Origin of the sequence: Neoroseomonas soli (assembly GCF_018129065.1) — a bacterium.
Lineage (GTDB): Bacteria > Pseudomonadota > Alphaproteobacteria > Acetobacterales > Acetobacteraceae > Neoroseomonas > Neoroseomonas soli.
Genome location: NZ_JAAEDM010000033.1, coordinates 1 through 26,170 on the forward strand (window position 1 = coordinate 1; position 26,170 = coordinate 26,170).

General features: G+C 70.2%; 30 protein-coding genes and 1 pseudogene. 16 read left to right on the forward strand and 15 right to left on the reverse strand.

Features of this window, described 5'->3' with window-relative positions; genetic code table 11:
- The 4 genes and pseudogenes from GXW76_RS13140 to GXW76_RS13155 form a co-directional block, all read left to right on the forward strand.
- Window positions 1-277 (forward strand): annotated as a pseudogene (locus GXW76_RS13140) (DEAD/DEAH box helicase); the annotation flags it as partial.
- A gap of 160 nt (window positions 278-437) precedes the next feature.
- The gene (locus tag GXW76_RS13145; RefSeq protein WP_211862509.1) at window positions 438-1,631 is read left to right on the forward strand and encodes an acyl-CoA dehydrogenase; all 1,194 of its coding nucleotides are present in this window, start codon (window positions 438-440) and stop codon (window positions 1,629-1,631) included.
- A 24-nt stretch (window positions 1,632-1,655) separates the two neighbouring features.
- The gene (locus GXW76_RS13150) at window positions 1,656-2,078 is read left to right on the forward strand and encodes a DUF2721 domain-containing protein (RefSeq protein WP_211862511.1); all 423 of its coding nucleotides are present in this window, start codon (window positions 1,656-1,658) and stop codon (window positions 2,076-2,078) included.
- Window positions 2,075-3,391 carry a class I SAM-dependent RNA methyltransferase gene (locus GXW76_RS13155; RefSeq protein ID WP_211862513.1) on the forward strand — a complete coding sequence of 439 codons (1,317 nt, stop codon included), beginning with the start codon at window positions 2,075-2,077 and terminating at the stop codon, window positions 3,389-3,391. Before GXW76_RS13150 ends, GXW76_RS13155 begins: the two co-directional genes overlap by 4 nt.
- Here GXW76_RS13155 and GXW76_RS13160 read toward each other — a convergent pair.
- On the reverse strand, window positions 3,364-4,266 hold the full coding sequence (locus GXW76_RS13160; RefSeq protein ID WP_211862515.1) for a class I SAM-dependent methyltransferase: 903 nt from the start codon (window positions 4,264-4,266) through the stop codon (window positions 3,364-3,366). The genes GXW76_RS13155 and GXW76_RS13160 overlap by 28 nt on opposite strands.
- A gap of 302 nt (window positions 4,267-4,568) precedes the next feature.
- Between GXW76_RS13160 and GXW76_RS13165 the strand changes: the two genes are divergently transcribed.
- From GXW76_RS13165 to GXW76_RS13175, 3 genes are all read left to right on the forward strand, one after another.
- A complete protein-coding gene (locus GXW76_RS13165; protein WP_246514239.1) occupies window positions 4,569-5,543 on the forward strand; it encodes an MBL fold metallo-hydrolase in 975 nt (324 codons plus the stop codon).
- 114 nt (window positions 5,544-5,657) lie between these two features.
- Window positions 5,658-5,795: a hypothetical protein gene (locus GXW76_RS13170; RefSeq protein WP_211862517.1), complete on the forward strand. Its 138-nt coding sequence runs from the start codon at window positions 5,658-5,660 to the stop codon at window positions 5,793-5,795.
- Between the two features lie 69 nt (window positions 5,796-5,864).
- On the forward strand, window positions 5,865-6,173 hold the full coding sequence (locus GXW76_RS13175) for a putative quinol monooxygenase (RefSeq protein WP_211862519.1): 309 nt from the start codon (window positions 5,865-5,867) through the stop codon (window positions 6,171-6,173).
- Here the strand turns inward: GXW76_RS13175 and GXW76_RS13180 are convergent, their stop codons facing one another.
- From GXW76_RS13180 to GXW76_RS13215, 8 genes are read right to left on the reverse strand one after another with little or no spacing between them, the layout of a single operon-like run.
- Entirely contained in the window at window positions 6,174-6,545 is a 372-nt protein-coding gene (locus GXW76_RS13180) for a HesB/IscA family protein (protein WP_211862521.1), read from the reverse strand.
- 8 nt (window positions 6,546-6,553) lie between these two features.
- Entirely contained in the window at window positions 6,554-6,937 is a 384-nt protein-coding gene (locus tag GXW76_RS13185; RefSeq protein WP_211862523.1) for an SUF system Fe-S cluster assembly protein, read from the reverse strand.
- Entirely contained in the window at window positions 6,930-7,442 is a 513-nt protein-coding gene (gene sufU / locus GXW76_RS13190) for a Fe-S cluster assembly sulfur transfer protein SufU (RefSeq protein WP_456307107.1), read from the reverse strand. The genes GXW76_RS13185 and sufU overlap by 8 nt, the downstream gene beginning before the upstream one ends.
- A 35-nt stretch (window positions 7,443-7,477) precedes the next feature.
- Complete coding sequence (locus tag GXW76_RS13195; protein WP_211862524.1) at window positions 7,478-8,722, reverse strand: aminotransferase class V-fold PLP-dependent enzyme; 1,245 nt, start codon at window positions 8,720-8,722, stop codon at window positions 7,478-7,480.
- On the reverse strand, window positions 8,722-10,014 hold the full coding sequence (sufD, locus tag GXW76_RS13200) for a Fe-S cluster assembly protein SufD (RefSeq protein WP_211862526.1): 1,293 nt from the start codon (window positions 10,012-10,014) through the stop codon (window positions 8,722-8,724). Before sufD ends, GXW76_RS13195 begins: the two co-directional genes overlap by 1 nt.
- A complete protein-coding gene (sufC, locus tag GXW76_RS13205; RefSeq protein WP_211862528.1) occupies window positions 10,011-10,757 on the reverse strand; it encodes a Fe-S cluster assembly ATPase SufC in 747 nt (248 codons plus the stop codon). The genes sufD and sufC overlap by 4 nt, the downstream gene beginning before the upstream one ends.
- A gap of 59 nt (window positions 10,758-10,816) precedes the next feature.
- Window positions 10,817-12,313 carry a Fe-S cluster assembly protein SufB gene (gene sufB / locus GXW76_RS13210; RefSeq protein WP_211862529.1) on the reverse strand — a complete coding sequence of 499 codons (1,497 nt, stop codon included), beginning with the start codon at window positions 12,311-12,313 and terminating at the stop codon, window positions 10,817-10,819.
- Between the two features lie 14 nt (window positions 12,314-12,327).
- A complete protein-coding gene (locus GXW76_RS13215; RefSeq protein ID WP_211862531.1) occupies window positions 12,328-12,774 on the reverse strand; it encodes an SUF system Fe-S cluster assembly regulator in 447 nt (148 codons plus the stop codon).
- A 134-nt stretch (window positions 12,775-12,908) separates the two neighbouring features.
- Between GXW76_RS13215 and GXW76_RS13220 the strand changes: the two genes are divergently transcribed.
- On the forward strand, window positions 12,909-13,793 hold the full coding sequence (locus GXW76_RS13220; protein WP_211862533.1) for an alpha/beta fold hydrolase: 885 nt from the start codon (window positions 12,909-12,911) through the stop codon (window positions 13,791-13,793).
- A gap of 111 nt (window positions 13,794-13,904) precedes the next feature.
- Here GXW76_RS13220 and GXW76_RS13225 read toward each other — a convergent pair whose 3' ends face one another.
- From GXW76_RS13225 to GXW76_RS13245, 5 genes are read right to left on the reverse strand one after another with little or no spacing between them, the layout of a single operon-like run.
- On the reverse strand, window positions 13,905-14,354 hold the full coding sequence (locus GXW76_RS13225) for a GNAT family N-acetyltransferase (RefSeq protein ID WP_211862534.1): 450 nt from the start codon (window positions 14,352-14,354) through the stop codon (window positions 13,905-13,907).
- The gene (locus GXW76_RS13230) at window positions 14,351-15,649 is read right to left on the reverse strand and encodes a class I SAM-dependent methyltransferase (RefSeq protein ID WP_211862536.1); all 1,299 of its coding nucleotides are present in this window, start codon (window positions 15,647-15,649) and stop codon (window positions 14,351-14,353) included. Before GXW76_RS13230 ends, GXW76_RS13225 begins: the two co-directional genes overlap by 4 nt.
- A 4-nt stretch (window positions 15,650-15,653) precedes the next feature.
- Window positions 15,654-16,616, reverse strand: a complete 963-nt coding sequence (locus GXW76_RS13235) for an ABC transporter substrate-binding protein (protein WP_211862538.1) — start codon at window positions 16,614-16,616, stop codon at window positions 15,654-15,656.
- Window positions 16,617-16,633: 17 nt separating this feature from the next.
- A complete protein-coding gene (locus GXW76_RS13240; protein ID WP_211862539.1) occupies window positions 16,634-17,398 on the reverse strand; it encodes an ABC transporter permease in 765 nt (254 codons plus the stop codon).
- Entirely contained in the window at window positions 17,388-18,155 is a 768-nt protein-coding gene (locus tag GXW76_RS13245) for an ABC transporter ATP-binding protein (RefSeq protein WP_211862540.1), read from the reverse strand. The genes GXW76_RS13240 and GXW76_RS13245 overlap by 11 nt, the downstream gene beginning before the upstream one ends.
- Window positions 18,156-18,300: 145 nt before the next feature.
- On the opposite strand from GXW76_RS13245, the gene GXW76_RS13250 reads away from it, so the two are divergent.
- The 5 genes from GXW76_RS13250 to GXW76_RS13270 all read left to right on the forward strand — a co-directional run bounded on the left by GXW76_RS13250 (window position 18,301) and on the right by GXW76_RS13270 (window position 23,482).
- Window positions 18,301-19,215 carry an SDR family NAD(P)-dependent oxidoreductase gene (locus tag GXW76_RS13250; protein WP_246514241.1) on the forward strand — a complete coding sequence of 305 codons (915 nt, stop codon included), beginning with the start codon at window positions 18,301-18,303 and terminating at the stop codon, window positions 19,213-19,215.
- 101 nt (window positions 19,216-19,316) lie between these two features.
- The gene (locus GXW76_RS13255; protein ID WP_211862541.1) at window positions 19,317-19,778 is read left to right on the forward strand and encodes a hypothetical protein; all 462 of its coding nucleotides are present in this window, start codon (window positions 19,317-19,319) and stop codon (window positions 19,776-19,778) included.
- A gap of 16 nt (window positions 19,779-19,794) precedes the next feature.
- Entirely contained in the window at window positions 19,795-21,846 is a 2,052-nt protein-coding gene (locus GXW76_RS13260; RefSeq protein WP_211862542.1) for an acetate--CoA ligase family protein, read from the forward strand.
- Between the two features lie 144 nt (window positions 21,847-21,990).
- Window positions 21,991-22,803, forward strand: a complete 813-nt coding sequence (locus GXW76_RS13265; protein WP_211862543.1) for a nitroreductase family protein — start codon at window positions 21,991-21,993, stop codon at window positions 22,801-22,803.
- The gene (locus GXW76_RS13270; RefSeq protein ID WP_246514242.1) at window positions 22,796-23,482 is read left to right on the forward strand and encodes an NUDIX hydrolase; all 687 of its coding nucleotides are present in this window, start codon (window positions 22,796-22,798) and stop codon (window positions 23,480-23,482) included. Before GXW76_RS13265 ends, GXW76_RS13270 begins: the two co-directional genes overlap by 8 nt.
- On the opposite strand, the gene GXW76_RS13275 is transcribed toward GXW76_RS13270, so the two are convergent.
- On the reverse strand, window positions 23,470-23,676 hold the full coding sequence (locus tag GXW76_RS13275; RefSeq protein WP_211862544.1) for a hypothetical protein: 207 nt from the start codon (window positions 23,674-23,676) through the stop codon (window positions 23,470-23,472). The genes GXW76_RS13270 and GXW76_RS13275 overlap by 13 nt on opposite strands.
- Before the next feature lie 149 nt (window positions 23,677-23,825).
- Between GXW76_RS13275 and GXW76_RS13280 the strand changes: the two genes are divergently transcribed.
- Genes GXW76_RS13280 through GXW76_RS13290 form a run of 3 tightly spaced genes read left to right on the forward strand, consistent with a single transcriptional unit; the run spans window position 23,826 to window position 26,101 of the window.
- Window positions 23,826-24,665, forward strand: a complete 840-nt coding sequence (locus GXW76_RS13280) for a transporter substrate-binding domain-containing protein (RefSeq protein WP_211862545.1) — start codon at window positions 23,826-23,828, stop codon at window positions 24,663-24,665.
- A complete protein-coding gene (locus tag GXW76_RS13285; protein ID WP_338150955.1) occupies window positions 24,662-25,417 on the forward strand; it encodes an amino acid ABC transporter ATP-binding protein in 756 nt (251 codons plus the stop codon). Before GXW76_RS13280 ends, GXW76_RS13285 begins: the two co-directional genes overlap by 4 nt.
- Window positions 25,418-25,420: 3 nt before the next feature.
- Window positions 25,421-26,101 (forward strand): amino acid ABC transporter permease, encoded by a 681-nt coding sequence (locus GXW76_RS13290; protein ID WP_211862546.1) that lies wholly within the window; start codon window positions 25,421-25,423, stop codon window positions 26,099-26,101.
- Window positions 26,102-26,170 lie beyond the last annotated feature (69 nt).

A 26,170-nucleotide genomic window follows, 5' to 3' on the forward strand; every position in this document is an offset into this window, starting at 1 on the left:
CCCGCGCCGCGAGCAGAGCCGTGACCGCGGTGGCGATCGCGACCGCAGCGCCCGCATCGAGCGCGAGACCGCCGAGGCCGCCCGCACCGAGCGCGAGCCGCGACGCGACCGCGACCGCGATGCCGGCCGCGAACGCCGCTACCGACAGGAGGATCTCGGCCCGGCGGTGAAGGGCTTCGGCGATGCCGTGCCGGCCTTCATGCTGATCCCGCTGCCGCGCCCGCGCGCCGAGAAGCCGGCCGTGGCCGACACCACGCCGGAAACCGAGGCCGCCTGACAAAACCCCCTGCCGGACCCGCTGGCAGCCGCCTCCACGGCGCGCCGGTGGGTGCCGGTTGGCCCGCGACGCCGCCCCGGGCGGCGGACGCCCGGCTTTCCCGATTGCCCGAGCGCCGGCGGAACCGCATCCTGTCGGCCATTACGCGGAGGACACCGCCATGAACGTCGTCGCCAAGCCCAGCCGCGCGCAGTTCGTCTGGGACGACCCCCTGCTGCTCGATGACGTCCTCACCGAGGACGAGCGCATGATCCGCGACAGCGCCCGGCAGTTCTGCCAGGAGAAGCTGCTGCCGCGCGTGCAGGAAGCCTTCCGCAAGGAACACTTCCACCGCGAGATCATGAACGAGTTCGGCGAGATGGGCTTCCTCGGCGCCACGCTGGACAGCCATGGCTGCGCGGGCGTCGGCTACGTCTCCTACGGCCTGATGGCGCGCGAGGTCGAGCGCGTCGATTCCGGCTACCGCTCCGCCTTCTCCGTGCAGTCCTCGCTGGTCATGTACCCGATCCATGCCTTCGGGTCGGAGGCGCAGAAGGACAAGTACCTGCCGAAGCTGCGCACCGGCGAATGGGTCGGCTGCTTCGGCCTGACCGAGCCCGACGCCGGTTCCGACCCGAATTCCATGCGCACCCGCGCGAAGAAGGTCGATGGCGGCTACATCCTGAACGGTTCCAAGACCTGGATCACCAATTCCCCGATCGCCGACGTCGCGGTGGTCTGGGCGAAGGACGACGAGGGCATCCTGCGCGGCTTCCTCCTCGACCGCGGCATGAAGGGCCTTACCTTCCCCAAGATCGAGGGCAAGTTCTCGCTGCGCGCCTCGGTCACCGGCATGATCATGATGGATGACGTCTTCGTGCCGGAGGAGAACCGCCTGCCGGGCGTGAAGTCGCTCGCCGGCCCCTTCTCCTGTCTCAACCGCGCGCGCTACGGCATCGCCTGGGGCGCTCTCGGCGCGGCGGAAGACTGCTGGCACCGCGCGCGCGACTACACGATGAACCGCAAGATGTTCGGCAAGCCGCTGGCGCAGACGCAGCTCATCCAGAAGAAGCTCGCGGACATGATGACCGAGATCACCCTCGGCCTGCATGCCGTGCTGCGCGTCGGGCGCCTGTTCGACGAGGGCAAGGTCGCGCCGGAGATGATCTCCCTGGTGAAGCGCAACAACTGCGGCAAGTCGCTCGATATCGCGCGCATGGCGCGTGACATGCACGGCGGCAACGGGATCGTGGACGAGTACCACGTGATCCGCCACGTCATGAACCTCGAGACGGTGAACACCTACGAAGGCACGCACGACGTGCACGCGCTGATCCTCGGCCGTGCGCAGACGGGGCTGAACGCCTTCGGCTGAACCCGGGACGGAGGGCGGGCGGGCATGTTGCTGACCGGCACGGACCTGCTGACGATCGAGCGGACCCTGCAGCTCGCCATCGCGCCCGCCTTCATCCTCGGTGGCATCATGGCCATGCTGTCGCTGCTGACGGCGCGGCTCCAGCGCCTGGCGGACCTGCACGAGGAAGCGCGCAACGGCGTCGAATCGCCGCTGAACGACCTGCGGATGCTGGCCCGGCGGGCGCGCCTGACCTACCGCGCCATCACCTTCGCCATCATGGCGGCGGTGCTGCTGTGCATCCTGGTGATCGCCGCCTTCGTCGAACCGCTCGCCGGCGTCCGGGCGGGCGGGCACATCGCGGGCCTGCTGCTGCTGGCCATGCTCAGCCTGACCGCCTCCCTCATGCTCTTCCTGCGTGAAGTCCTGCTGAGCGCGTCCAAGCTGCCTATGAGCCCCGAGCGATGAGCGCCGAAACCCAGGCGCTGCGCGTCACCGGCATCGGCGCGGCCGGCGACGGCCTATCCATGCTGCCCGACGGCACGCCCTGCTTCGTCACCCGCGCCCTGCCGGGGGAGGCGGTGCGCGCCCTCCTCGGGCCGCGGCGGCGCGACGGCTGCGCGGCGAAGGCGGTCGAGATCCTCTCGCCCAGTCCCGACCGCGTCCCGCCCCCCTGCCCCCACTTCGCCGAAGGCTGCGGCGGATGCGCCGTGCAGCATTGGGCGCCCGCCGCCCAGGCGGAATGGAAGCGCGGCCGGGTGGCCGAAGCCCTCTCCCGCGCCGGCTTCCCGGACGCGCCAGTGGCCGCGACCGTCACCACCCCGCCCGGCCGCCGGCGCCGGGCCGATTTCGCGATCCGCCGGGCGGGCCAGCGCATCGCCCTCGGCTTCCATGCGGCGGGCAGCGCGGAGGTGGTGGACCTCGCCACCTGCATCGTGCTCGACCCGCGCATCGTCGCTCTGCTGCCGGCGCTGCGCGACCTGCTGCGCAGGCTGCGCGCGCTGCGGCGGGAAGGCTCGGCGGTGGTGAACCTGCTCGACACCGGGCCGGACCTGCTGCTGCGCACCGACGGCCCCCTGGCACCGGAAGACCGCGCCACCCTCGCCGCCTTCGCGGCGCGGGAGGGCCTGCGGCGCATCGCCTGGGCGAGGAAGGACGGCCCTGCGGAGGTCGCGGCGCAGCACGGCCCGGCCACCATCACCCTGTCCGGCGTCGAGGTTGCGCCACCGCCCGGCGCCTTCCTGCAGGCGAGCCCGGAAGGCGAGGCGGCGATCGTCACCGCCATGCTCGCCGCGCTGCCGGAGAAGCTGGCCGGCCGCGGGCGGATCGCGGACCTGCATGCGGGGCTCGGGACGCTCTCCTTCCCGCTCGCCGGGCGCGGCCGGGTCGCCGCCTTCGAGGGGGATGCGGCCGCGGTCGCCGCACTGTCCGCCGCAGGCGGCCGGTCGGGCCTGCCTATTGCGGCGACGCGGCGGGACCTGGCGCGGCAACCGCTGGCGGTGGCCGAACTCGCCCCCTTCGCCGCCGTGGTGCTGGACCCGCCCTTCGCCGGCGCCGACGAGCAGGCCGCGCTGCTGGCGCGCAGCGCGGTGCCGCTGGTGGTCTATGTCTCCTGCAACCCGGCGGCGCTGTCACGCGACGCCCGCCCCTTTGCCGCCGCCGGCTGGCAGGTTGCGGCCGCGACGCCGGTCGATCAGTTCGTGCATTCCGCGCAGGTCGAGGCGGTGGTCGCCTTCGTCCGCGCGAAGGGGCCTCAGCGCGGCTCGATGCGCGAGAGGTAGAGCGTCGCGACGCGGCGCTGCGTGAGCAGTTCCTCGGCCGTGCAGGGCTTGGCGATCGAATCGCCGTCGATGAAGCGCAGCGGGTAGCGGGCGGCGAGCGTTGCGAGCAGCGCCGGCGCCTCCTGGCAGCGATTGGCGTCGAATTCCATCAGGATGCGCATGCCCGGGCTGCGGTCCATCAGCCCGGCCATGCCGGCGACGACCCGATCGGCCGCGGAGGCGATGCCGATGCGCACGAAATCGACGCTGCCGGCCTCGAGGTCCTGCAACGCGACGGCCGGCGCGGGGCAGGTGGCGCGGCCTTCCTCGAAGGTGAACCAGTTGGCGAAGGGGCCGGTGAAGGGCCCGGTCAGGATCGCCGGCACGCGGACCGAATCATGCTTCGCCTCGGCCGCCGCCAGGCGGTGGATGGCGACGGTGCCGCCAAGGCCGTTGACCGAGATGTTGCGCCTCAGCAGCCAGTTCAGCCAGGAATTGGGTTCGAGCGCGACGACGCGGCCCTCGCTGCCCACCAGGTCCGCGAGCAGAATGGAGTAGTAGCCGTAGATCGCGCCGATGTCGTAGGCGGTCTCGCCACGCGCCAGGTTGCGGCAGAGGAACTCGGTGACCCAGTATTCCCAGTAGCCGTCGAGCAGCAGATGCGGCGCCATGCCGCCGTCATTCGCGTCGGTGAACATCTTGAAGCGGCCGAGGACGCGGCAGAGCACGCTGCCGTCGGGCAGCGGCACGGTCTGGGTGCGGTCGCGGATCAGCGCTTCGATCTGGCGGCGGTTGCCCTCGCGCAGAAGTTCCTCGAGCGTCGCGATGTCACGGCGGCCGACCGCGGCGTGCATCGCCTCGATCTCGGCGCGCAGGACCGCGAGCTCCCCGCGCATGCGGAAGAGTTCCTCATGTGTGCCATGCACGGCTGCCCGCGTCCGCACGGCGTCGGTCGCGAAAAGCCAGGAGAAGAAGCGGGGAAGCAATCCAAGCCTGCCCCGTGGCGAGGCGAAGGGAGCCGGGGCTTGCGTATCGTCCTTGGGCACCAGCATTCCTTGGGCCAACAGAGAGAGCGAATGGATTATTGCACCTGCCGCGCAAAATCCCACCCCCGGGTGCACGTTGCAACCCGGCAAACTTGGAGCTTGACTGGCGGGCCGGGACCCCACCCTGCCAACCCGGAGGGAGATCCAACGCCTTGACCAGCCGACGCCTTGCCATGCTTGCCGCCGGGGGCGCCTTGGCCCTGCCGGCCCTGCCGCGCCCCGCCAGGGCCCAGGCCCCAGCAACCACGCCGGCCGCGGCGCAGGCGCCGGGCTACTACCGCTTCCGCATCGGCGGGGCGACCGTGACCACGGTGCATGACGGCTTCTTCTCCCGGCCGGTCGAAGGCTTCGTGCGGAATGCGCCGCTGGCCGCGGTGCAGGCTGTTCTGCGCGACAGTTTCCTGCCGACGGACCGCACGGTGATCCCCTTCACCATCACCTTCGTGCAGCGCGGCGCGACGCTGGCGATGTTCGACGCCGGCAACGGCGTGACCCCGGCGGGCGCGACCGCCGGGCGCATGATCGCGAACATGGCCGCCGCCGGGATCGACCCGGCCCGCGTCACCCACGTCATCCACAGCCATTTCCACGGCGACCACATCAACGGCCTGCTCGATGCCGGGAATGGCCGTGCCTTCCCGAATGCGGAGGTCCATGTGCCCGCCCCCGAATGGGCCTGGTGGACCGACGAGGCCAACCAGACGCGCAGCCCCGAGGGCCAGCGCGGCACCTTCGCCAACACGGCGCGCCGCTTCGCGCCCTACCGCGACCGGGTGAAGACCTTCCAGCCGGGCGCGGAGGTGATCCCGGGCATCACATCGATGGCCGCCCCCGGCCATACGCCCGGCCACACCATCTTCCGCATCGCCGACGGCAGCGAGCAGGCGATGTTCCTCGCCGACGTGACGAACCGGCCGGAAGTCATGATGGCGCACCCGGACTGGCAGATCGCCTTCGACTTCGACGGCGACCAGGCGGCGGCGACGCGGCGGCGGGTGCTGGACATGGTCGCGACCGACCGCATCCGCGTCACCGGCTATCACTACCCCTTCCCGGCGAACGGCTACGTGGCACGAGCAGGCAACGGCTTCCGCTTCGTCCCGGCGGACTGGTCGAGCGCCGCGTAACCCTTTCGCTTGAAGCCGGGCCGCGCAGGGCAACCTGATTGCGGCCCGGTCGAGGCTGGGCGGTCTTCGCAGGAGGCCTGGAGCCGCGCAGCGCTCGCTGCGGCGGCACTGGCCGTGCCCCGGGGCGGCCAGTCGTTCCACGGCTTCCGCACCGGCGCGCTGGCCGTGACGGTGATGACCGACGGCGCCAAGATCCGTTCGGACATGGCGGCGGCCGGGGTATCGACCGCGCCGCTGCCCGCGAAGCGATGACCTCCGGCGCCATCGCCCGCGCCCCGCGCAGCCCCTATCCTCGCGCGACGCCAGCATGGGAGCCGCGCGATGGCCGTCACCTACCTCATCGAATTCCGCGTCAGGCCGGCGGAGCACGAGCGTTTCCTCGTGCTCCTGAACGGCGTGCTCGACGCAATGCGCGGGGAGGAAAGCTTCGTCTCCGCCACGCTGCACCAGGACCCGGAGGATGCGAACCGCTTCCTGCTGCACGAGACCTGGCGCGACCACCAGGAGGTCGTCGAGGTGCAGCTCACGCGGCCCTATCGCGCCGCATGGCATGCGGCGCTTCCCGGGCTGCTCGAGGCGCCGCGGGAGGTTTCGATCTGGACGCCGATCCGGACGGATCGGCGTGCCTGATCAGACGTGGAAGGACTCGCCGCAGCCGCAGCGGCCCTTCTCGTTCGGATTGGTGAAGGTGAAGCCGGCGGTCATCGCCTTGACCTCGTAGTCCATCACCGTGCCGATCAGGAACAGCGTGGCCTTGCGGTCGATGAGGACGGTGACGCCCTTGTCGGTGATGACCTCGTCGGTGGGCGCGGCCTCCTCCGTCCAGGACAGGTCGTAGGACAGGCCGGAGCAGCCTTTCGTCTTCACGCCGATGCGCAGCAGCTTGCCGTGCTCGCCCCTGGCATAGAGGCCGCGCAGGCGGTCCGCCGCGCCATCGGTCAGCGACATGACCGGCGGCAATGAACGGCGTGGCGGGGGGGGCGTGTTCGCGGTAACGCTCATCGCGGACCTCAGAACATGTTCAGCGCGAGGCGGGCATCCTCGCTCATGCGGGACTGGTCCCAGGGCGGATCCCAGACGACCTCGACATCGACATCGGTCACGCCCTCGACGCCGCGCACCGCGTCCTCGACCTGGCCGGGCAGTTCCTGCGCGGACGGGCAGGACGGGGTGGTCAGCGTCATCTCGACCTTGACCTTGCCGTCGTCGGCGATCTCGATCGCGTAGATCAGGCCGAGCTGGTAGATGTCGACCGGGATCTCCGGGTCGTAGACGGTGGAGACCGCGGCGATCACCGCGTCCTCGCTCACCTTCGGCGCGGGCGGCTTCACCTCGCCGTCCGGCGTCCAGGCGGCGCGCGTCTCCGGCGGGTTGATGGTGGCGTCCTCACTCACTGCTCGCCTCCTTGGTCCCGTCGAGCGCGGCGTTCAGCGTATGCCAGGCGAGCGTCGCGCACTTCACGCGGGACGGAAACTCGTGAACGCCCGACAGCGGCGTCAGGCGTTCCATCTCGTCGGACAGATCGCCGCCGCAATCGGGGCAGGCGCCGGTCATGGCCAGTTCGCGGAACTTCGCGCCGAGTTCCTTCGCCTGCTCCGGCGTCTTGCCCTTGACCGTCTCCGTCATCAGGGAGGCGGAGGCGGTTGAGATGGCGCAGCCGCGGCCCTGGAACGCGGCGTCGGCGATGTGGCCGTCCGGCGTCATCTTCAGGAACAGCTCGATGCGGTCGCCGCACATCGGGTTGTCCCCGCGCGAGGTGGCGTCGGCATCCTCCAGCCGGCGGAAGTTCCGCGGCTTGCGGCCATGATCCAGGATGACTTCCTGGTAGAGATCGCGCAGGTCGTCAAACAGGCCCGTCGTCCGACCGGACGGATGCACGCCTCCGGTGCCCGGTGTCATGGCGGCCTCCGCCCTGCGGCGATCCGATCCGGCGCTCATTTGAAGAACTCCCGCGCCTCGGTGACGGCTCGTGCGAGGAGATCGACCTCCTCCTTCGTCGTGTAGAGGCCGAAGGAGGCGCGCGTCGTGCCGTTCTCCAGGCCGAAGCGGGCGTGCAGCGGCTCGGCGCAGTGGCGGCCGGCGCGCACGGCGATGCCGGCGCGATCGAGCAGCGTCGCGAGGTCGTGCGGATGCGCCGTATCGAGCGCGAAGGCGAAGACGCCGCCGCGGTCCTGCGCGCGGCCGAGCAGCGTCAAGCCCGGCACCTCCGACAGCCTGCCCATGGCGTGGTCCACGAGCGCGCGCTCATGCGTCTCGATCGCCGTCATGCCGATGGCCGTGACGTAGTCGATGGCGGCGTGCAGGCCGACGGCCTCGATGATGGGCGGCGTGCCGGCCTCGAACTTCGCGGGCACGGGCGCCCATTCGGTCTTCTCGAAGGTGACGCTGCTGATCATGTCGCCGCCGCCGAGGAAGGGCGGCATGCGGTCGAGATGTTCCAGCCGCGCCCAGAGCACGCCGATGCCCGTCGGCCCATAGAGCTTGTGGCCGGTGAAGCAGTAGAAGTCGCAGCCGATCGCCTGGACGTCCACACGGCGATGGACCGCCGCCTGGGAGCCGTCCAGCAGCACCTTCGCGCCATGGGCATGCGCCAGCGCGACGATGCGCTCCACCGGCGTGACGGTGCCGAGCACGTTGGACATGTGGGCGACGGCGACCAGCCCGACCTTGCCGTCCGCGAGCTTGCGCGCGAGGTCTTCCATGTCGAGTTCGCCGCTGTCGGTCACGCGGCAGACCCGCAGTTCGTTGCCCTTGTCGTCGCGCAGCATCTGCCAGGGGACGATGTTGGCGTGGTGCTCGAGTTCGGAGATCAGCACCGCCTGGCCCGGCTTCATCACGCCACGGCCCCAGGAATGGGCGACGAGGTTCATCGCCTCGGTGCTGTTCCTGGTGAAGACGATCTCGCGCGGGTCGGCGGCGTTCAGGAAGCGCGCGGTGGCGGCACGCGCGGCCTCGTAGGAATCGGTCGCGAGTTCGGACAGGCGATAGGCGCCGCGATGGACGTTGGCGTAGGCCGTTTCCATGCAGCGGACCATGGCCTCGATCACGGCGCGCGGCTTCTGGGCGCTCGCGCCGGAATCGAGGAAGACCAGCGGCCGGCCGCGATGCGTCTGCGACAGGATCGGGAAATCCTGCCGGATGCGCGCGACGTCGAAAGTGACCGCCGGGATCGCGTCCATCACGCAGAGGCCTCCTGCCTCGCCCACCAGTTGTCCAGCGCCCGCGTCAGGGCGGTACGCAGCGTGTCATCGGTCACGGTCTCGACCGCCTCGTGCAGGAAGGCCTCGACCAGCATGGCCTTGGCCTGGCTCTCGGGGATGCCGCGGGTGCGGAGGTAGAAGAGGCTGTCCGCATCCAGCGCGCCCACCGTCGCGCCGTGGCTGCACTTCACGTCGTCGGCGTAGATTTCCAGCTGCGGCTTGCTGTCGATCTCGGCTTCGTCCGAGAGCAGCAGCGCCTGGTTCATCTGGTAGCCGTCGGTCCTCTGCGCGACCCTGTGGACGTGGATCTTGCCCTGGAAGACGCCGCGCGAGCGGCCGGCGAGCACCGTCTTGTAGGTCTGGCGGCTGGCGCAGTCGGGTGCGGCGTGGTCGAGCGCGGTGGTGGTGTCCACGTGCTGGCCGTCGCTGGCCATCTGCGCGCCGTTCATGTGGCAGGCGGCCTTGGGGCCGGTCAGCGCCGCATGGATCTCGTTGCGCGTCAGGCGCGGGCCGGCGGCGACGGTGAAATTGTCGTAGGTGCCGCCCGCCGCGACGGTCGCGTAGATGGTCGACAGGTGGAAGACGGTCGCTTCCTCCTGCAGCATGCGGCCATGCGTCAGGGTCGCGTTCTCGGCGACGTCGATCTCGAAGACCGGGTTGTGCAGGCAGTGGCCGCGGCCGGTGGCGGTTTCGATCAGCGTCAGCTTCGCGCCGGCGCCGAGGCGGAACAGGTGGCGCGGGTGGAAGGCGAAGGGGCGGCCCGGATCGACCGCGATCGAGACCAGTTCCAGCAGCCCGCCATCGACGCCTTCCGGCAGGTCGAGGAACAGCCCGTCCTCGAACAGCATGGTGTTCAGGGCGGCGAGCGGCTCGGTGCCCGGCTTGGCGAGCGCGCCGAGCCACGGCTCGGCATCCGCGAGGCCCTGCGCGAGGCCGCCCACGCGGAAGGCGAGGCCATCCAGCGTCGAGAGGTCCGGCCGGAAGCGGCCATCCACGAACACCGCGCGGTTCTCCGCATTCGGCACCGGCAGGGCGATGGCGCCCTCGACCATCGTCAGCGGCTCGGCGAAGGAGGCCTGCGCGACGGGGGCGAGGTCGGTGTACTTCCACTGTTCCACGCGGCGCGTCGGGAAGCCGCGCGCGGCGAAGTGCACCGCGGCGTCGGCGCGCAGCTGGTTCAGCCAGGGCTTCCGGGCGCCGGGCAGGTGGTCCTTCAGCCCTTCGTAGCGGGCGAGGAAGCCAGCCGCGCCGGTGGCGACAGGTGCCGTCATGCCGCCGCCTGGACGGCAGCGTAGCCCTGCGCCTCCAGCTCCTGCGCGAGTTCGGGACCGCCGGACCTCACGATGCGGCCGCTGATCAGCACATGCACGCGGTCCGGCACGATGTAGTCGAGAAGGCGCTGGTAGTGGGTGATGACGAGGGCGGAGAAGTCCGGCCCGCGCATGGCGTTGACGCCATCGGAAACGATCTTCAGCGCGTCGATGTCGAGGCCGGAATCCGTCTCGTCGAGGATCGCGAGCGCCGGCTTGAGCATCGCCATCTGCAGGATCTCGTTGCGCTTCTTCTCGCCGCCGGAGAAGCCGACATTCACGCCGCGCTTCAGCATGTCCTCGGGCATCGACAGCGCCTTCATCCGCTCCCGCGCCAGCTTGAGGAACTGCATGGCGTCGAGCTCGCTCTCACCCTTCGCCCTGCGCTGCGCGTTGAGCGCCGTGCGCAGGAAGGTGGCGTTGCCCACGCCCGGCAGCTCGACCGGGTACTGGAAGGCCAGGAAGAGGCCGGCCGCGGCACGTTCCTCGGGCTCGATCGCCAGGATGTCGACGCCATTGAAGGTGGCGCTGCCGCCCGTCACCACGTAGCCCTCGCGCCCCGCAAGCACGTAGGAGAGCGTGGACTTGCCCGAACCGTTCGGGCCCATGATCGCATGCACCTCGCCGCTCGGCACTTCGAGGTCGACCCCGTTCAGGATCGGCTTGCCTTCGACTTCGGCGGTCAGTCCTTCGATACGCAGCATTTAAGCGTTCTCCTTGCGGATGAGATTCGTGCCTTCGGTGCCGTAGCCCTCCGGCGATCTCATCCGACGCTCCCTTCGAGCGAAATCTGCAGCAGCTTCTGCGCTTCCACCGCGAACTCCATCGGGAGTTCCTTCAGCACCTCGCGGCAGAAGCCATTGACGATGAGGCCGACCGCCTCCTCCTCCGTCAGCCCGCGCTGGCGGCAGTAGAAGAGCTGGTCCTCGGCGATGCGGCTGGTGGTGGCCTCGTGCTCCACCTTCGCGGACATGCAGCGGTTCTCGATGTAGGGCACCGTGTGCGCGCCGCAGAGGTCGCCGATCAGCAGGCTGTCGCACTGGGTGAAGTTGCGCGCGCCCGTCGCCTTGGCCCCGATGCGCACCAGGCCGCGATAGGTGTTCTGCCCATGGCCGGCGCTGATGCCCTTCGACACGATGGTCGACGTCGTGCGCGGGCCGATGTGGAACATCTTCGTGCCCGTATCGGCCTGCTGGTAGTTGTTGGTGATGGCGACGGAGTAGAACTCGCCCACGCTGTCCGCGCCCTGCAGGATGCAGGAGGGGTACTTCCACGTGATGGCGGAACCCGTCTCCACCTGCGTCCAGGAGATCTTGGACCGCGCGCCGCGGCAGGCGCCACGCTTGGTGACGAAATTGTAGATGCCGCCCTTGCCCTCGGCGTCGCCGGGGTACCAGTTCTGGACGGTGGAGTACTTGATCGTCGCGTCATCCATCGCGACCAGTTCGACCACCGCGGCATGCAACTGGTTCTCGTCGCGCATCGGGGCCGTGCAGCCTTCCAGATACGAGACGTGGGAACCCGCATCCGCGATGATCAGCGTGCGCTCGAACTGCCCGGTGCTCTTGGCGTTGATGCGGAAATAGGTGGACAGCTCCATCGGGCAGCGGACGCCCTTCGGGATGTAGACGAAGCTGCCATCGGTGAAGACCGCGCTGTTCAGCGCGGCGAAGAAGTTGTCGCCCTGCGGTACGACCGTGCCGAGGTACTTCCGCACCAGTTCGGGGTGCTTCTGCACCGCCTCGCTGATCGAGCAGAAGATGATGCCTTCCTTCTCGAGCCGATCCTTGAAGGTCGTGGCCACGCTCACGCTGTCGAACACCGCGTCGACCGCGACGGGCATGCGCCCCTCGGCCGGCGTGGAGCCCGCGCCTTCGACGCCCGCGAGGATTTCCTGCTCGCGCAGCGGAATGCCGAGCTTGGCGTAGGTCTTGAGCAGTTCGGGATCGACCTCGTCGAGCGACTTCGGCCCCTTCGTGTGCTTCGGCGCGGCGTAGTAGTAGGCGTCCTGGTAGTCGATCGGCGGATACTTCACCGCCGCCCAGGTCGGCTCCTCCATCGCCTTCCAGGCGGCGAAGGCGCGCAGGCGCCATTCGAGCAGCCATTCGGGCTCGTTCTTCTTGGCGCTGATGAAGCGGACGATATCCTCGTTCAGCCCCTTGGGGGCGAACTCCATCTCGATGTCCGTCTCGAAGCCCCACTTGTAGCCGGACTCGGTGACGGACTGGACGGCCTCGATCGTTTCCGTGACGGCAGGCATTCGTGATCTCCGTCCTATTCGGCGGCGACGACCTCGGGGTGCGGCACGATGGCCGGCGCAGCCGCGAGGTCAGCGATGGAAATGCCGGACAGCGCCCGGCGGATGGCGTCGTTCACAGGGTCCCAGCGCCCCCGGACCGGGCATGTGGCCTCGGCGTCGCAAAGGCCGAAGGTATTGTCCACGCAGGCAGTGAGGGCGATCGGGCCGTCGATCGCGGTGATGACCTCGGTCAAAGGCATCTCGGCGATCGCGCGGGTCAGGCGGTAGCCGCCCGCAGCCCCGCGCCGTCCCTCGACCAGGCCGGCGTGGGACAGGATCTTGAGAACCTTCGACACGGTGGGTTCCGCCAGGCCGGTCGCGGCAGCAAGGACGGGGGCGGTCGTCACGCCACCCTCCTCGGCTTCCTCCAGCCTGGTGAGCACCACCACCGCATAATCCGTGAGCTTTGACAGCCGCAGCACGGCCGGTCGCCTCCTGCAATCTGGACCCAATTGGTCCGGATTGGAGATGCGCTCGCGACCCGCCCCTGTCAAGGCGCCTGGACGGCGCGCCGTGACCCTTCCATCCTGCACCGGCAACAACGGGAGTGAGCGGAATGCCGACGATCCGGACCGATGACGGCGTGGACCTGTATTACGAGGAGGCCGGCAGCGGCATCCCGATGGTCTTCGTGCATGAGTTCGCCGGCGATTACCGCTCCTGGGAACCGCAGATGCGGTTCTTCTCCCGCCGCTACCGCTGCATCACGTATTCTGCGCGGGGCTATGCACCCTCTGCCGTGCCGGCGGACGCGAAGGCCTATTCCCAGGATCGCGCCACGGATGACATCGCCGCCGTCATCAATGGCCTGGGCCTCGGCAAGTCGCATGTGGTCGGCCTGTCGATGGGCGCCTTCGCGACGCTGCATCTCGGCCTGCGCTACCCCGGGGTGGCCCGCAGCCTGACGGCGGCGGGCGTCGGCTACGGCGCCGCCCCCGGCAAGCAGGACCAGTTCCGCGCCGAGGTCGAGGCGACCGCCGCCCGCATCCGCGCCGAGGGCATGGACAGGATCGGCGCCGTCTACGCCCGCGGCCCGACGCGCCTGGTCTTCGAGGAGAAGGACCCGCGCGGCTACGCCGAGTTCCGCGCGCAGCTCATGGAGCATTCGACCGAAGGATCGGCCAACACCATGATGGGCGTGCAGCGGGCGCGCCCGGCGCTGGGCGACCTCGAGGCCGGCTTCAGGGCGATGACCCTGCCCACCTTCATCATCGCCGGCGACGAGGACGACCCGACGCTGGAACCGGCGCTGTTCCTGAAGCGCACCATCTCGACCAGCGCGCTGCTGGTGATGCCGAAATGCGGGCACACCATGAACCTGGAGGATCCGGACGCGTTCAACCGCGCGGTGCTGGACTTCGTGACGCAGGTCGATGCCGGCGCCTGGCGCCCGCGCATCCCGGAAAGCATGACCGGGGCGATCATCGCGGCGAAGTCGTAGCCGCTCCCGGCGGGCCCGCTCCCCCCGCTTGAAATTGATGGGTTCCAAGGGCCTTTCGGCCCTTGGCGGGGAGAGGTCCGGAGAGGGGCGGCGCCCCTCTCCGGCGCGCTTTCACAGCGCCAGCTTCATCCCCTCGTGGCTCGCATTGAACCCGAGGGCCTCGTAGAACCGCCGCGCCTCGGTGCGGGACTTGTCCGTGGTGAGTTGCACCATCCCGCAACCGCGCGCCCGGCATTGCTCGACCGCCCATGCGAACATGCGCCGCCCAAGGCCCGAGCCGCGCCGGTCCGATGCGGTTCGCACGCTCTCGATCTGCCCGCGCCAGAGGCCACGATGGGACAGGCCCGGGATGAAGGTGAGTTGCACGCAGCCGACGATCCGCCCGTCCTCCTCGGCCACCGCGAGCAATTGGTTGGGATCGGCCTCGATCGCCGCGAATGCGGCGGCATAGGCAGGGTCGCCCGGCGTCTCGCGCGCCGCGCCGAGCACGTCGTCGGCGAGCAGCGCAACGATCGCCGGCACGTCGGCTGCGGTCGCGCGGCGGAAGACCGGCCCGGTCACGCGTAGAGGTCGGCGCGGGTCGCCGGCAGGCCGGAGGCACCGCGGGCGCGCTTCGTCGCCACCGTCTGGAAGATGCCGACGGTGCCGCGCTCGAAGGCCAGCGCGCAGCCGGCGAGATACAGCAGCCAGATCTTCGTCTTGGCCGCGCTGGCCTCGATGTAGGCGGCTTCGCGGTTGGCGTAGAGCCGTTCGGTCCAGAGCCGGCAGGTGCGTCCGTAGTGTTCGCGCCAGCCTTCCGTGTCGTGGACCTCGAAGCCGTTGCGTTCCATCGCGTCGGTGGTGCCGCCGATGTGGTCGAGTTCGCCGCCGGGGAAGATGTAGTTCACCAGTGCGCGGAATTCCGGGTTCGCCTTGCGGAACTTCTTCTCCGTGGCCTTCATCGGGCGGGCAATGGCGTGGTGCAGGTAGATGCCGCGCGGCTTCAGCAGCGACCGGATGTGGCGGAAATAGCCGTCGCGGTTGTCGAGGCCGACATGCTCGAACATGCCGATGGAGGCGACCTTGTCGAACTCGACGTCGCGCAGGTCGCGGAAGTCGCGCAGTTCGATGGTGACGCGGTCCTGCAGGCCGAGGCACCGGACCTTCTCCGTGGCGAAGTCGAATTGCGCCTGGGACAGCGTCACGCCATGCGCCTGCACGCCGTGGTGCTGCGCCGCGTGGCAGACCAGGCCGCCCCAGCCGCAGCCGATGTCGAGCATCCGCTCGCCAGGCTTCAGGCGGAGCTTGCGGCAGATCATCTCCAGCTTGGCGCGCTGCGCGGTGGCGAGGTCCGCTTCCCAGTCCGGGAAGTAGGCGCAGGAATAGACCATCTCCGGGTCGAGGAAGAGCGCGTAGAAGGCATTCGACAGGTCGTAGTGGAACTGCACCTGCGCCTTGTCGTCGCGCCCCTGCCCGTGCCTCGCCGCCTGCGTGCCGGTGTAGGCATGCCCAGCCCCGCCGCCGCCCGGGCCGAACAGGAAGGGCAGGAAGGCGCGCAGCGCGAGCCCCTTGTCGATCCGCTTCGCGATCCCGCGCGTGGAGCCCGACCCCGCCCGCGCGGCGAGGTCGAGCAGCGTGCCGCCTTCAAGGTCCACTGCGCCTTCGGCGATCAGTTCCACCACCGTCGGCAGGCGTGGCCGCCGCACCAGCCGCGTCAGCGCCGCCGGCGTGCCGACCACGAGGGTCAGGTCCTCCCTCGCCCCGGGCGCGAGCGGCAGGACCGACCCGTCCCACAGCCGCACCGAGAGATCGACCGGCGCGACCTCCGCCACATGCGCGGCGAGGCGTGCGAGCGCGGCGACGCGGCGGTCCGTCACCGCATCAGATCCGCACGCGGTCCGGCGCGACCCAACGCATCGGGTCCGCCCAGATCACGTCGGCGGTCGTCACCGGGCGATCGAGCCGGTTCATGCCGCGCAGCTGGTCGATGGCGAGCTGGACGTTCGCCACGCTGTCGGGGGTCAGGTTCATGCGGTAGCCGACCTTGTTCATCAGTTCCGCCACCAGGGAACGGTCCTGGCGCAGGAAGCGCGCAACCTGGCGGACCGCTTCGTCGCGGTTGGAATCGAGGAAGTCGCTCGCCTGGATCAGGGCGCGCATCAGGCGCTCGGTGACCGGGCGGTTCTCCGTCGCCCAGGCCTTGTTCATGTAGACGTAGTTGCGGACGATCTGGATCTGCTCGTTGTTGACGAGGATGTGCGTGTTCGGGATGGCGCGCTGGGCGCGCGTCGGCCAGGGCTCCCACACCGCGAAGGCGTCGATGTTGCCGCGTTCCATGGCGGCGACCATCTCCGGCGCCTCGACGTTCACGATGGTGTAGTCGGCCGGGTTGAGGTTGAGCTTCGAGACGACCGAGAGCCAGAAGGTCTCGGACCCCGTGCCGCGCGCCACGCCGACGCGCTTGCCCTTCAGCTCCTCCATGGTGCGGATGCCGCGGCCGAGCACGCTGATCCAGCGCAGCAGGGCGACGCCCTCAGCGACCGCGACCACGTTCGGATCGCGCACATTGGCCGAGACGCCGGCCTGCTCCGCGCCATAGGCGGACTGGATCTGGTTGCCGATCAGGAAGGCGATCATCGCCGAGCCGGACGGCCCGGTGTTGACGGTGACGTCGAGCCCATTGCGCTCGAAGAAGCCGCCTTCCTTGGCGACGTAGTAGGCGGCGAAGGAGGGATCGACGCCGGTGGCGATGGTGATGCGCGTGGGCGCCTGGGCGGATGCCGGGCCGATATAGGCGCCGGCGGCGGCCACGGCCGGCAGCGCGAGGAGCGAGCGACGGTTCATTTTCCTGGTCTCCCTGTTCAGACTGTTGCGTTGAAGCGCCCCGCGAAGGCGCGGATGAGGAAGCGGAAGATCCGGTCGGTCGCGAAGCCAAGCAGGCCGAGGGCCAGCAGGGCGACGAAGATGTCCTCCACCTGCATGAACAGGCGTGCATCCCACAGCAGCTTGCCGAGGCCGTCGTTCGAGGCGATCAGTTCCGCCGCCACGATGGTGACGAAGGCGTTGGACATCGCCAGCCGCATCCCGGTCAGGATGTAGGGCACGGTCGCCGGCAGCGCCACCAGCGCAAAGACCTGCAGGCGCGAGGCGCCGAGGCACTGCGCCGCGCGGATCTTGTCCCGCCCCACCGCCCCGACTCCCGCCGCGGTGCTGATGACGACGACGAAGACCGTGGTGTAGGCGATGAGGAAGATTTTGCTTTCCTCCCCGATGCCGAACCAGATCACCGCGACGGTGATCATCGCCACCGCCGGGATGAAGCGGAAGAACTCGGTCCAGGGCTCGAGCAGCCAGCGGATCAGCTTGAAGGACCCGATGGCGAGGCCGATCGGGATGCCGATTGCGGACCCGATCAGGAAGCCCTGCAGGATGCGACGCATGGAAGCGACGATCTGCTCCTGCAGGATGTTGTCCTCGATCAGCACCACGGCGCGTTCCAGCACCGGCAGGGGCGGCGGGAACAGCACCGACGACACCAGCACCGTCGCCGCCAGGTGCCAGACCAGGAACAGCAGCGCGAAGCCGGCAACATAGCCCCCGGCGGTGGCAAGGCCGTCAGTGCGCACCGTGGATCTCGTCGTGAATGAGGGCGTGGACCTCCCGGAACACCGCCATGAAGGCGTCGGAGGTGCGTTCGCGCGGGAAGGGCAGGTCCACCGGGATCACCGCCTTCAGCGTGCCGCCGGGGCCCCGCTTCATGACGCCGACGCGCGTCGCCAGCGCCACCGCTTCCTCGATGTCGTGGGTGATGAAGAGCACGGTCTTGCGCGTTTCCGCCCAGATGCGGCTGAGTTCGCCCTGCAGCACCGCGCGCGTCATGGCGTCGAGCGCGCCGAAGGGCTCGTCCATCAGCAGCATGCGCGGGTCGTTCGCGAGCGCGCGGGCGATCTGGATGCGCTGCTTCATGCCGCCCGAGAGTTCGGTCGGATGCTTCGCCCCCTGCCCCGTCAGCCCCACCATCGTCAGGTAATGTTCGGCCTTGGCCCGCCGTTCGGACCTGCCGAGGCCGCGCAGGCGCAGGCCGAAGCCGATGTTGTCGAGCGCGGTCAGCCAGTCATAGAGGCTGTCATGCCCCTGGAAGACCACACCGCGGTCGGCGCCGGGGCGGTCCACCGGCCTGCCGTCCAGCAGGATGCGCCCCGCCGTCGGCTGTTCGAACCCCGCGACCATGTTCAGCACCGTGGTCTTGCCGCAACCGGAGGTGCCAAGCAGGCAGAAGAACTCGCCTTCCGCCAGATCGAGCGAAAAATCCCGCACCGCCTCCCAGGCCCCGGTGCGGCCGCGATAGGTCTTGCCCACGCCTTCGAGCGATACGAACGCCACGGCAACCCCTTTTTCCCGGACACGGCCATGTTAGGGCGTGATCGCGGCCCGGCAACCCGGCACGACGCCCAAGGGGGCGGCTTCACGCCCCGCGAGGCCGGGTCTAGAAGCTTAGCCGGCTAAGGACCGAGGAGGGATACGCCAGATGCCGAATATGCTCGAAGGCAAGGTCGCGATCGTCACCGGGGGTGGCAACGGAATCGGGCGCGAGATCGCCATCATGATGGCCGCGCAGGGCGCGAAGGTCATCATCAACGACATCGGCGCCTCGGTGTCCGGCGAGGGCCAGGACGCGACGCCGGCCCAGCAGACCAAGGCGATCATCGCCCAGAAGGGCGGCCAGGCCGAGATCTCGACCGAGAGCGTGTCCACCTGGGCCTCGGCGCAGAAGATCGTGCAGGCGGCGCTGGATCATTTCGGCCGCATCGACATCGTCGTGAACAACGCCGGCATCCTGCGCGACCAGATCTTCCACCGCATGACGCCGGAAGAATGGGACGCGGTCATCGCCGTGCACCTCAACGGGTCCTTCTATGTCTCCCGCGCCGCGGCCGGTCATTTCCGCCAGCAGCAGTCGGGCGCCTTCGTGCACATGTCCTCGACCTCGGGCCTGATCGGCAATTTCGGCCAGGCGAACTACTCGGCGGCGAAGCTCGGCATCGTCGGGCTGTCGAAGTCGATCGCGCTCGACATGGCGCGCTTCAACGTGCGCTCGAACTGCATCGCGCCCTTCGCCTGGTCGCGCATGACCGGCACCATCCCGGCCGAGACGCCGGAGCAGAAGCGCCGCGTCGAGCGCATCATGCAGATGACGCCGGACAAGAACGCGCCGCTCGCGGTGTTCCTCGCCTCCGACGCGGCGAAGGACGTGACGGGTCAGATCTTCTCCCCGCGCATGAACGAGCTGTTCGTCTACAGCCAGATCCGCCCGATCAAGTCGGTGCACCGCGAGGCCGGCTGGACGCCGGAAGCGATCGCCGAATACGCGCTGCCGTCGCTGGCGCAGGGCTTCTCGAAGCTCGAGCGGTCCGGCGACGTCTTCTGCTGGGACCCGATCTGATACGTCCGGCATCTTTGCCGGGCGTATCCGCGCGCAGGGTTGGTGTGGCGGCTGCGCGCAAGACGAAGGCTCATGCCGAGCCAGCCGAAAGGCTGGCCGGTATGAGGTTCCCGATGCGGCGGGCGGTGGTGGCGGTGCTCGCTGCCGCCCTGCCCGCCGTGGCGGCCGCCCAGACGCCGGAGACGCAGGACGCGGCGATGCGCCTGCCGCCGACCGCCGCGCTGGAGGCGGTCGAGCGTGCCGCGCCTTGCGCGTTTTCAGATGCCGCGCGGCACCTTTCCCGCATCCCGACCAACATCCCCTGGGCCAAGCCGGCCGCCGTGGTGCTGTTCGACGGCCTGCCGGGCCTCGAAGCCGGCCGGCGCGCGTTGGTGATACGGCCGACGCGCGAGCTGCTTGCCCGCGCCGCGACGCGCGCACGGATCGCGCAGGGCGACGTCACCCTGCATGCGCTCGACCTTGCGCTGCTGCCGGCCGATGCGCCGCAGCCCTCCTTCCTTGCCCTTCATGTCGCCCCGCCCGCAGCGCCGCCGGAAGGCTGCCTCGCGCAGGGGTCGCGCTGAGCCGGAACGTCCCCCGATGAATGCCCTCGCCCCCGCCCTGCTGAACCCTCGCCGCATCGCCCTCGTCGGCGCCTCGGCGGACCCCGCCCGGCTGACGGCGCGGGCGCAGATCTACCTGCGCAAGCACGGCTTCGACGGGGATCTCTACCCGGTGAACCCGCGCGCCGAAACGGTGCTCGGGGAGAAGTCCTATCCCACCATCGCCGACATCCCGGGGCCGGTGGACCTCGCCTACCTGCTGCTCGGCACGGAGCATGTGGAAGGCGTGATCGCCGATGTTGCCGCGAAGGGCATCCCGGTCGCGGCCATCCTCGCGGACGGCTTCGCCGAGGCCGGGCCGGAAGGCCAGGCGCGCCAGGCACGCTTGCTGGCGACGGCGCAGGCCGCAGGCGTGCGCATCCTCGGCCCGAACTCCATGGGGCTGATCAACCTGAATTCGCGCACGGCCTGCAGCGTGAACGCGGCGCTGGAAGCCGAGAGCCTGCCCGCCGGCCGGCTCGCGCTGGTGTCGCAGTCGGGCTCGATGCTCGGCGCGATCATGGCGCGCGGGGCGGCGCGGGGGCTCGGCTTCTCGCACCTGATCAGCACCGGCAACGAGGCCGACCTGACGGCGAGCGAGATCGCCGGCCTGCTGGTGGACGACCCGCAGGTGGACGCCATCCTGCTGTTCCTCGAAGCCATCCGCCGCGCCGACCTGCTGGCCGAGGCGGCGCGCCGGGCGCACGCGGCGGGCAAGCCGATCATCGCCTTCAAGCTCGGGCGTTCGGCCTTCGGGGCGGAACTGGCGAACAGCCACACCGGCGCGCTGGCGGGGTCCGACGCGGCGGCGGACGCCTTCTTCCGCGCCAACGGCATCGCACGCGTGACGATGATCGAGGCGCTGCTCGAAGCCCCTGCCCTCTTCATCGGGCGCAGGCCGCTCGCGGCGCCGAAGCGTGCCGTCTCGGTGATGACCACGACCGGCGGTGGCGGGGCGATGGCGGTGGATGCGCTCGGCGTCGCCGGCATCGAGACGCGCGCCCCCGACGCCACGGCCGTCGAGGGACTGAAGGCCGCAGGCCTGCCGCACCATGGCCGCATGATCGACGTGACGCTGGCCGGCACGCGGGCAGACAAGGTGAAGGCGGCGCTCTCGGCGTTGTCCGCCGATCCGCACACCGACCTTGCCCTGTCGGTGATCGGCTCCTCGGCGCAGTTCCGGCCCGCCGATGCGGTCGCCGGCATCCTGGGCGCGGCGCAGGCCGGGCTGGGGAAGCCGGTCGCGGCGTTCCTGGTGCCGCAGGCCGATGTCTCCCTGCGCATGCTGGGCGAGGCCGGCATTGCGGCCTTCCGCACGCCGGAATCCTGCGCCGACGTGATCCGCGCCTTCATCGAATGGCAGGCGCCGCGCGCGATGCCCGCAGCACCCGCTGTCGTGCACGCCCTGCCGGCCCGGCCCGACGAGGCGGATGCGCGCCGCTTGTTCGGCGCGCTCGGCCTCGACACCGCCTTCGCCGTGATGGCGACGCCCGATGCCGTGCCGGAAGGGCTGCGGTATCCGATTGCGCTGAAGATCCTGTCGCCGGACCTCGCCCACAAGACCGAGGTCGGCGGCGTCGCGCTGAACATCGCCGACGCGCCGGCGCTGCAGGACGCCGCGGCGGCCATGCTCGCGCTGGTCCGGGAAAAGGCGCCGGCGGCGGCCGTCACCGGCTTCCTGGTGCAGCCCATGGCCAAGGGGCTGGCCGAGGCGATCATCGGCTTCCGGCGCGACCCGGAATCCGGGCCGGTCGTGCTGGTCGGCGCCGGCGGCATCATGGCCGAGCTGCACCGCGACACGGCCCTGCGCTGCGCCCCGGTCGGCCTCGGCGAAGCCCGCACCATGATCGCCGAGGTGAAGGGCCTGAAGCCCCTGGCTGGCTGGCGCGGGCTGCCGCAGGGCGACCTCGATGCCCTCGCGCGAGCCATCGTCGCCGTCTCGCTCCTCGCCGCGGTGCCGGAGGTCGCGGAGGCGGAGATCAACCCGATGATCGTCCACGCCGAGGGCCAGGGCGTGACGGTCGCCGACGCCTGGGTGGTCCGTGCCTGACCGCTCGCCGGCGGTCGAGGCCTTCGGGACGGCCCATCGCTCGGGCCTCCGGGACCGGCCCCGTCTTCGAGCGCTTCCGCCTGGCCTGGCCGAGCCCGGACCCGTGATCTTCCCGTCCGGCCACGGCGGTGCCACGCTGCACGCATGACTCCCGCCGACCTGATCCACGCCCGCTACGGCTCCGTCCCCTTCGAGCCGCCCGAGGACGTTCCCCCGGCCCTCGCCGCCTTGCTCGACCGCCGCGTGACGCGGCGCTACCGCGGCGAGGAGGTGCCCGACCCGCTGCTCGACACCATCCTGGCCGCGGCGCAGTCGGCGCCGTCGAAGTCGGACCTGCAGCAGTATTCGATCGTCGTCACCCGGGACGCGGCGAAGATCGCCAGGGTGGCCGATTGGATCGGCACCATGCCCTGGATCAAGGACGCGCCGGTCCTGCTGCTGTTCTGCGGCGACATGCGGCGCGGCCAGCGGGCCTGCGAGCTGCATGGGCGCGCGCACGCCAACAACAACATGGACACCTTCCTCAACACCGCGGTGGACGCCGCGCTGGCGATGGGCATGGCGATTGCCGCGGCCGATGCGGCGGGGCTGGGCACCTGCCCGATCTCCTACGTGCGCAGCCATATCGAGAAGGTCGGCCCGCTCTTTGGCCTGCCGGAAGGCGTCTATCCGGTGGCCGGGCTTAGCCTCGGCTGGCCTGCTTCCCGCAATGAGGTGACGCCGCGCCTGCCGCCCTCCGCGGTGGTGCACCGCGAACGCTACGCGGATTCCGGGCTCGACCTCGCGCTGGCCGACTACGACGCGCTGCGCCCGCGCCAGAAGCCGCGCTACCCGGAGGTGCACGGGCCGGCGCCGGAAGGCTGCACCTGGTCGGAGAACGCGGCGCGGCAATTATCCGTGCCCGAGCGCTTCGGCTTCCGCACCTGGCTGCGGCTGCGGGGATTCACCCTTGACTGAATCGCGCCACGAGCACCCCGCCGCCGACAATCCCGGCGGGGCGGATGCCGAAGGCCATGCCCGCCGCATCGTGCGGCCGCGGGATGCCGCCAGCCTGATCGTCTGGCGCCTCGGACCCACCGGGCCGGAGGTGCTGATGGGCAAGCGCCATTCGCGCCACCGGTTCATGCCGGATGTCATGGTCTTCCCCGGCGGGCGGGTGGACCCCGACGACCACCGCCAGCCGGCGCTGAGCGAACTGGGCGCGGCGGCGCGCCGTATGCTGGAACGCCACGCCACCGCGGCCCGGGCGCGCGCCATCGGCATCGCCGCCGCGCGCGAGCTCTTCGAGGAAACCGGCCTGGTGCTGGGCGAAAGGCGGGGGGAAGCGGTGGCGGCCGAACTCGGCGCGCTGCACTACGTCTGCCGGGCGGTCACGCCCTCGGGCCGGCCGATCCGCTTCAATGCCCGTTTCCTCGCCGTGCCGGCGGAGGCGGTGCATGGGGAGATCGCCGGATCGGGCGAGTTGGAACGGCTCGGCTGGTACACGCCGGAGGCGGCACACCGCCTCCATGTGGCGGACATCACCGGCAAGGTGCTGGTGGAATTCCTCGATTGGCTCGAGATGTCGCCCAGGGCGCGAACGTCACGCCCGCTGATCGTCTTCCGCGGGATGGACAACCGGCATCAGGAACGGTGATCGGCTGGGCCGCCGCGCCGCGGCTCGAGCATCATCAGCCCGCCCAGCATCAGCGCGGCGCCGCCCAGCGCGAGCACCGCGGCGACCGCGAGCGACATGCGCCCGGGCGCCGTCGCGTCGCCCAGCAGCAGCGCGACGAGCAGCAGGTTCCCGACCAGTCCGGCGGTGATCATGGCGAGGGGGATGACAGGCATGGCGTTGCTCCGTTCATCCACCAGTGAAACTGCCTGCGGCGGCGGCAGCGGGACGCTACGGGGGCGGTTTTGTGGCGATCCCCGCATGGACAGCAGGGCAGCCATCTGGAATTGATGCACGGACGAGGATCATCAAGGGAGGTTTCACCATGCGCAGGCTGCTCGCCGCTGCCCTCATCTCGGCCGTCGCCGCCGGGCCGGCCCTCGCGCAGGGGCAGCCGCCGCTGCGCTGCGCCGTGGACGGAACCTTCGCCCCCCACTCCTTCCCGAACCTCCAGGGCGGCGTGCAGGGCTTCCAGATCGACCTCTTCCGCGAAGTCGCCCGCCGCATGGGCCGGGAGATCGTGATCGACAATGCCTCCTTCTCCGGCCTGATCCCGGCGCTCAACGCCGGGCGCTACGACTTCCTCTGCGCGCCGACGACGGTCACGCGCGAACGCGCCGAGGCGTTGCTCTTCACCGAGGGCTACATCTGGACGGAGCTCCAGTTCGGCATCCGTCGCGGCACCGCGCCGATCCGCTCGGAGGAGGACCTGCGCGGCAAGGCGATCAGCGTGAACAAGGGCACGCCCTACGAACAGTGGGTGGTGAACAACCGCGAGCGGCTCAACCTGACGTTGCTCGCCTTCGACAGCCAGGCGGATGCAGCGCAGGCGGTGATCCAGGGGCGCGCCTATGCGAACCTCTCGGGCAATACGGTGATCCGCTACTCGGCGTCCCGCACGCCGCAGTTCGTGGCGGACTGGGTGCTGCCGGGCACGCGGCTGCACTGGGGCACGCCCTTCCGGCGCGACAGCGGCGCCCTGCGCAACCAGGTCGAGGACGTGCTGACCTGCATGAAGCGCGACGGCACGGTCGCGCGCCTGTCCGAGCGCTGGTTCGGCAACGCGCCTGGCCCGGACCAGGCCGAGCGCATGGAATTCCCCGGCTACGGCCCGCCCGACATGCCGGGCTATGACCCGACGCCACAGAATCCGAACTGCGGGTGAGCACCACCACAGGGCGCGCGCCCATCGTCGAGGCGCGCGACATCCACAAGCATTTCGGCCACCTCCACGTGCTGAAGGGTGTCGACCTGCGGGTGGTCGAGAAGGAGCTGGTCTTCCTGATCGGCCCCTCGGGTTCGGGCAAGTCCACGCTGCTGCGCTGCCTGAACCGGCTGGAGGAGCCCTCCTCCGGCTCGGTGACGGTGGACGGGATCGACATGCTCGACCCGAAGACGGACATCAACAAGGCGCGCCAGCGCATCGGCATGGTGTTCCAGTCCTTCAACCTCTACCCGCACATGACCGCACTCGGGAACGTCATGCTGGCGCTGCGCAAGGTGCTGGGGCTGGGCAGGGCGGAGGCCGAGGCGAAGGCGCAGGCGGCGCTTGACCGCGTGCACCTGGCCGACCGCGCGGACCATTACCCGCTGCAACTCTCGGGCGGGCAGCAGCAGCGCGTGGCGATCGCGCGCGCCATCGCGCTCGAGCCCCGCGTCATGCTGTTCGACGAACCGACCAGCGCGCTCGACCCCGAACTGGTCGGCGGCGTGCTCGCGGTGATGCGGGAACTGCGCGAGGACGGCATGACCATGGTGGTGGTCAGCCACGAGATGGGCTTCGCCAAGGCCGCCGCCGACCGCGTGGTCTTCATGGCCGACGGCATGATCGTCGAGAGCGGCCTGCCGGCCGAGATCTTCGCCGACCCGAAGCACGAGCGCACCCGCGCCTTCATCTCCCAGATCGAACGCCACTGAGCCATGACCGGCTGGGAGCGCTTCACCGACAGCTTCTTCAACGCGCGCGTCATGGCGCAGTACCTGCCGAAGATCATCGATGGCTTCGGGCTGACGGTCGTGCTCGCGCTCTGCATCATCGCCGCGGGGCTGGCGCTCGGGCTGCTGCTGGCGCTGGTGCGCACCTTCAGCATCAGGCCGCTGAACTGGCTGATCATCTTCGTGGTTGACCTGTTCCGCGCGCTGCCGCCGCTCGTCATCATCGTGCTGCTGTACTTCGGGCTGCCGAACGCGGGTGTCGAGCTGTCGGGCTTCGTCGCTTCATGGCTCGCGTTGACGCTGGTGCTGATGGCCTTCTCGGAGGAGATCTTCTGGGCCGGCATCACCTCCGTCGCGAAGGGCCAGTGGGAGGCAGCGCGCTCCACCGGCCTCGGCTTCGTGCAGACGCTCGGCTTCGTCGTGCTGCCGCAGGCGCTGCGCATCACCATCCCGCCGCTGACCAACCGCACCATCGCCATCACCAAGGGGACGGCGCTCGCCTCGGTGGTCGCGGTGCCGGACATCCTGGGCGCGGCGAATGCGGGGGTGTCCTTCTCCTTCAACCCTTCGCCGCTGACCCTCGGCGCGATCGCCTACCTGGTGCTGTTCTTCCCCGTCGTCGTGCTCGGCCGCTGGATCGAGACACGCTTCGCGTGGAAGCGCTGACCATGCGATCGCGGAGCCCCGCAGCCGCGGGCGAGGAGCGGAGCGTGAATCGCATGGTCGGAACCTAGG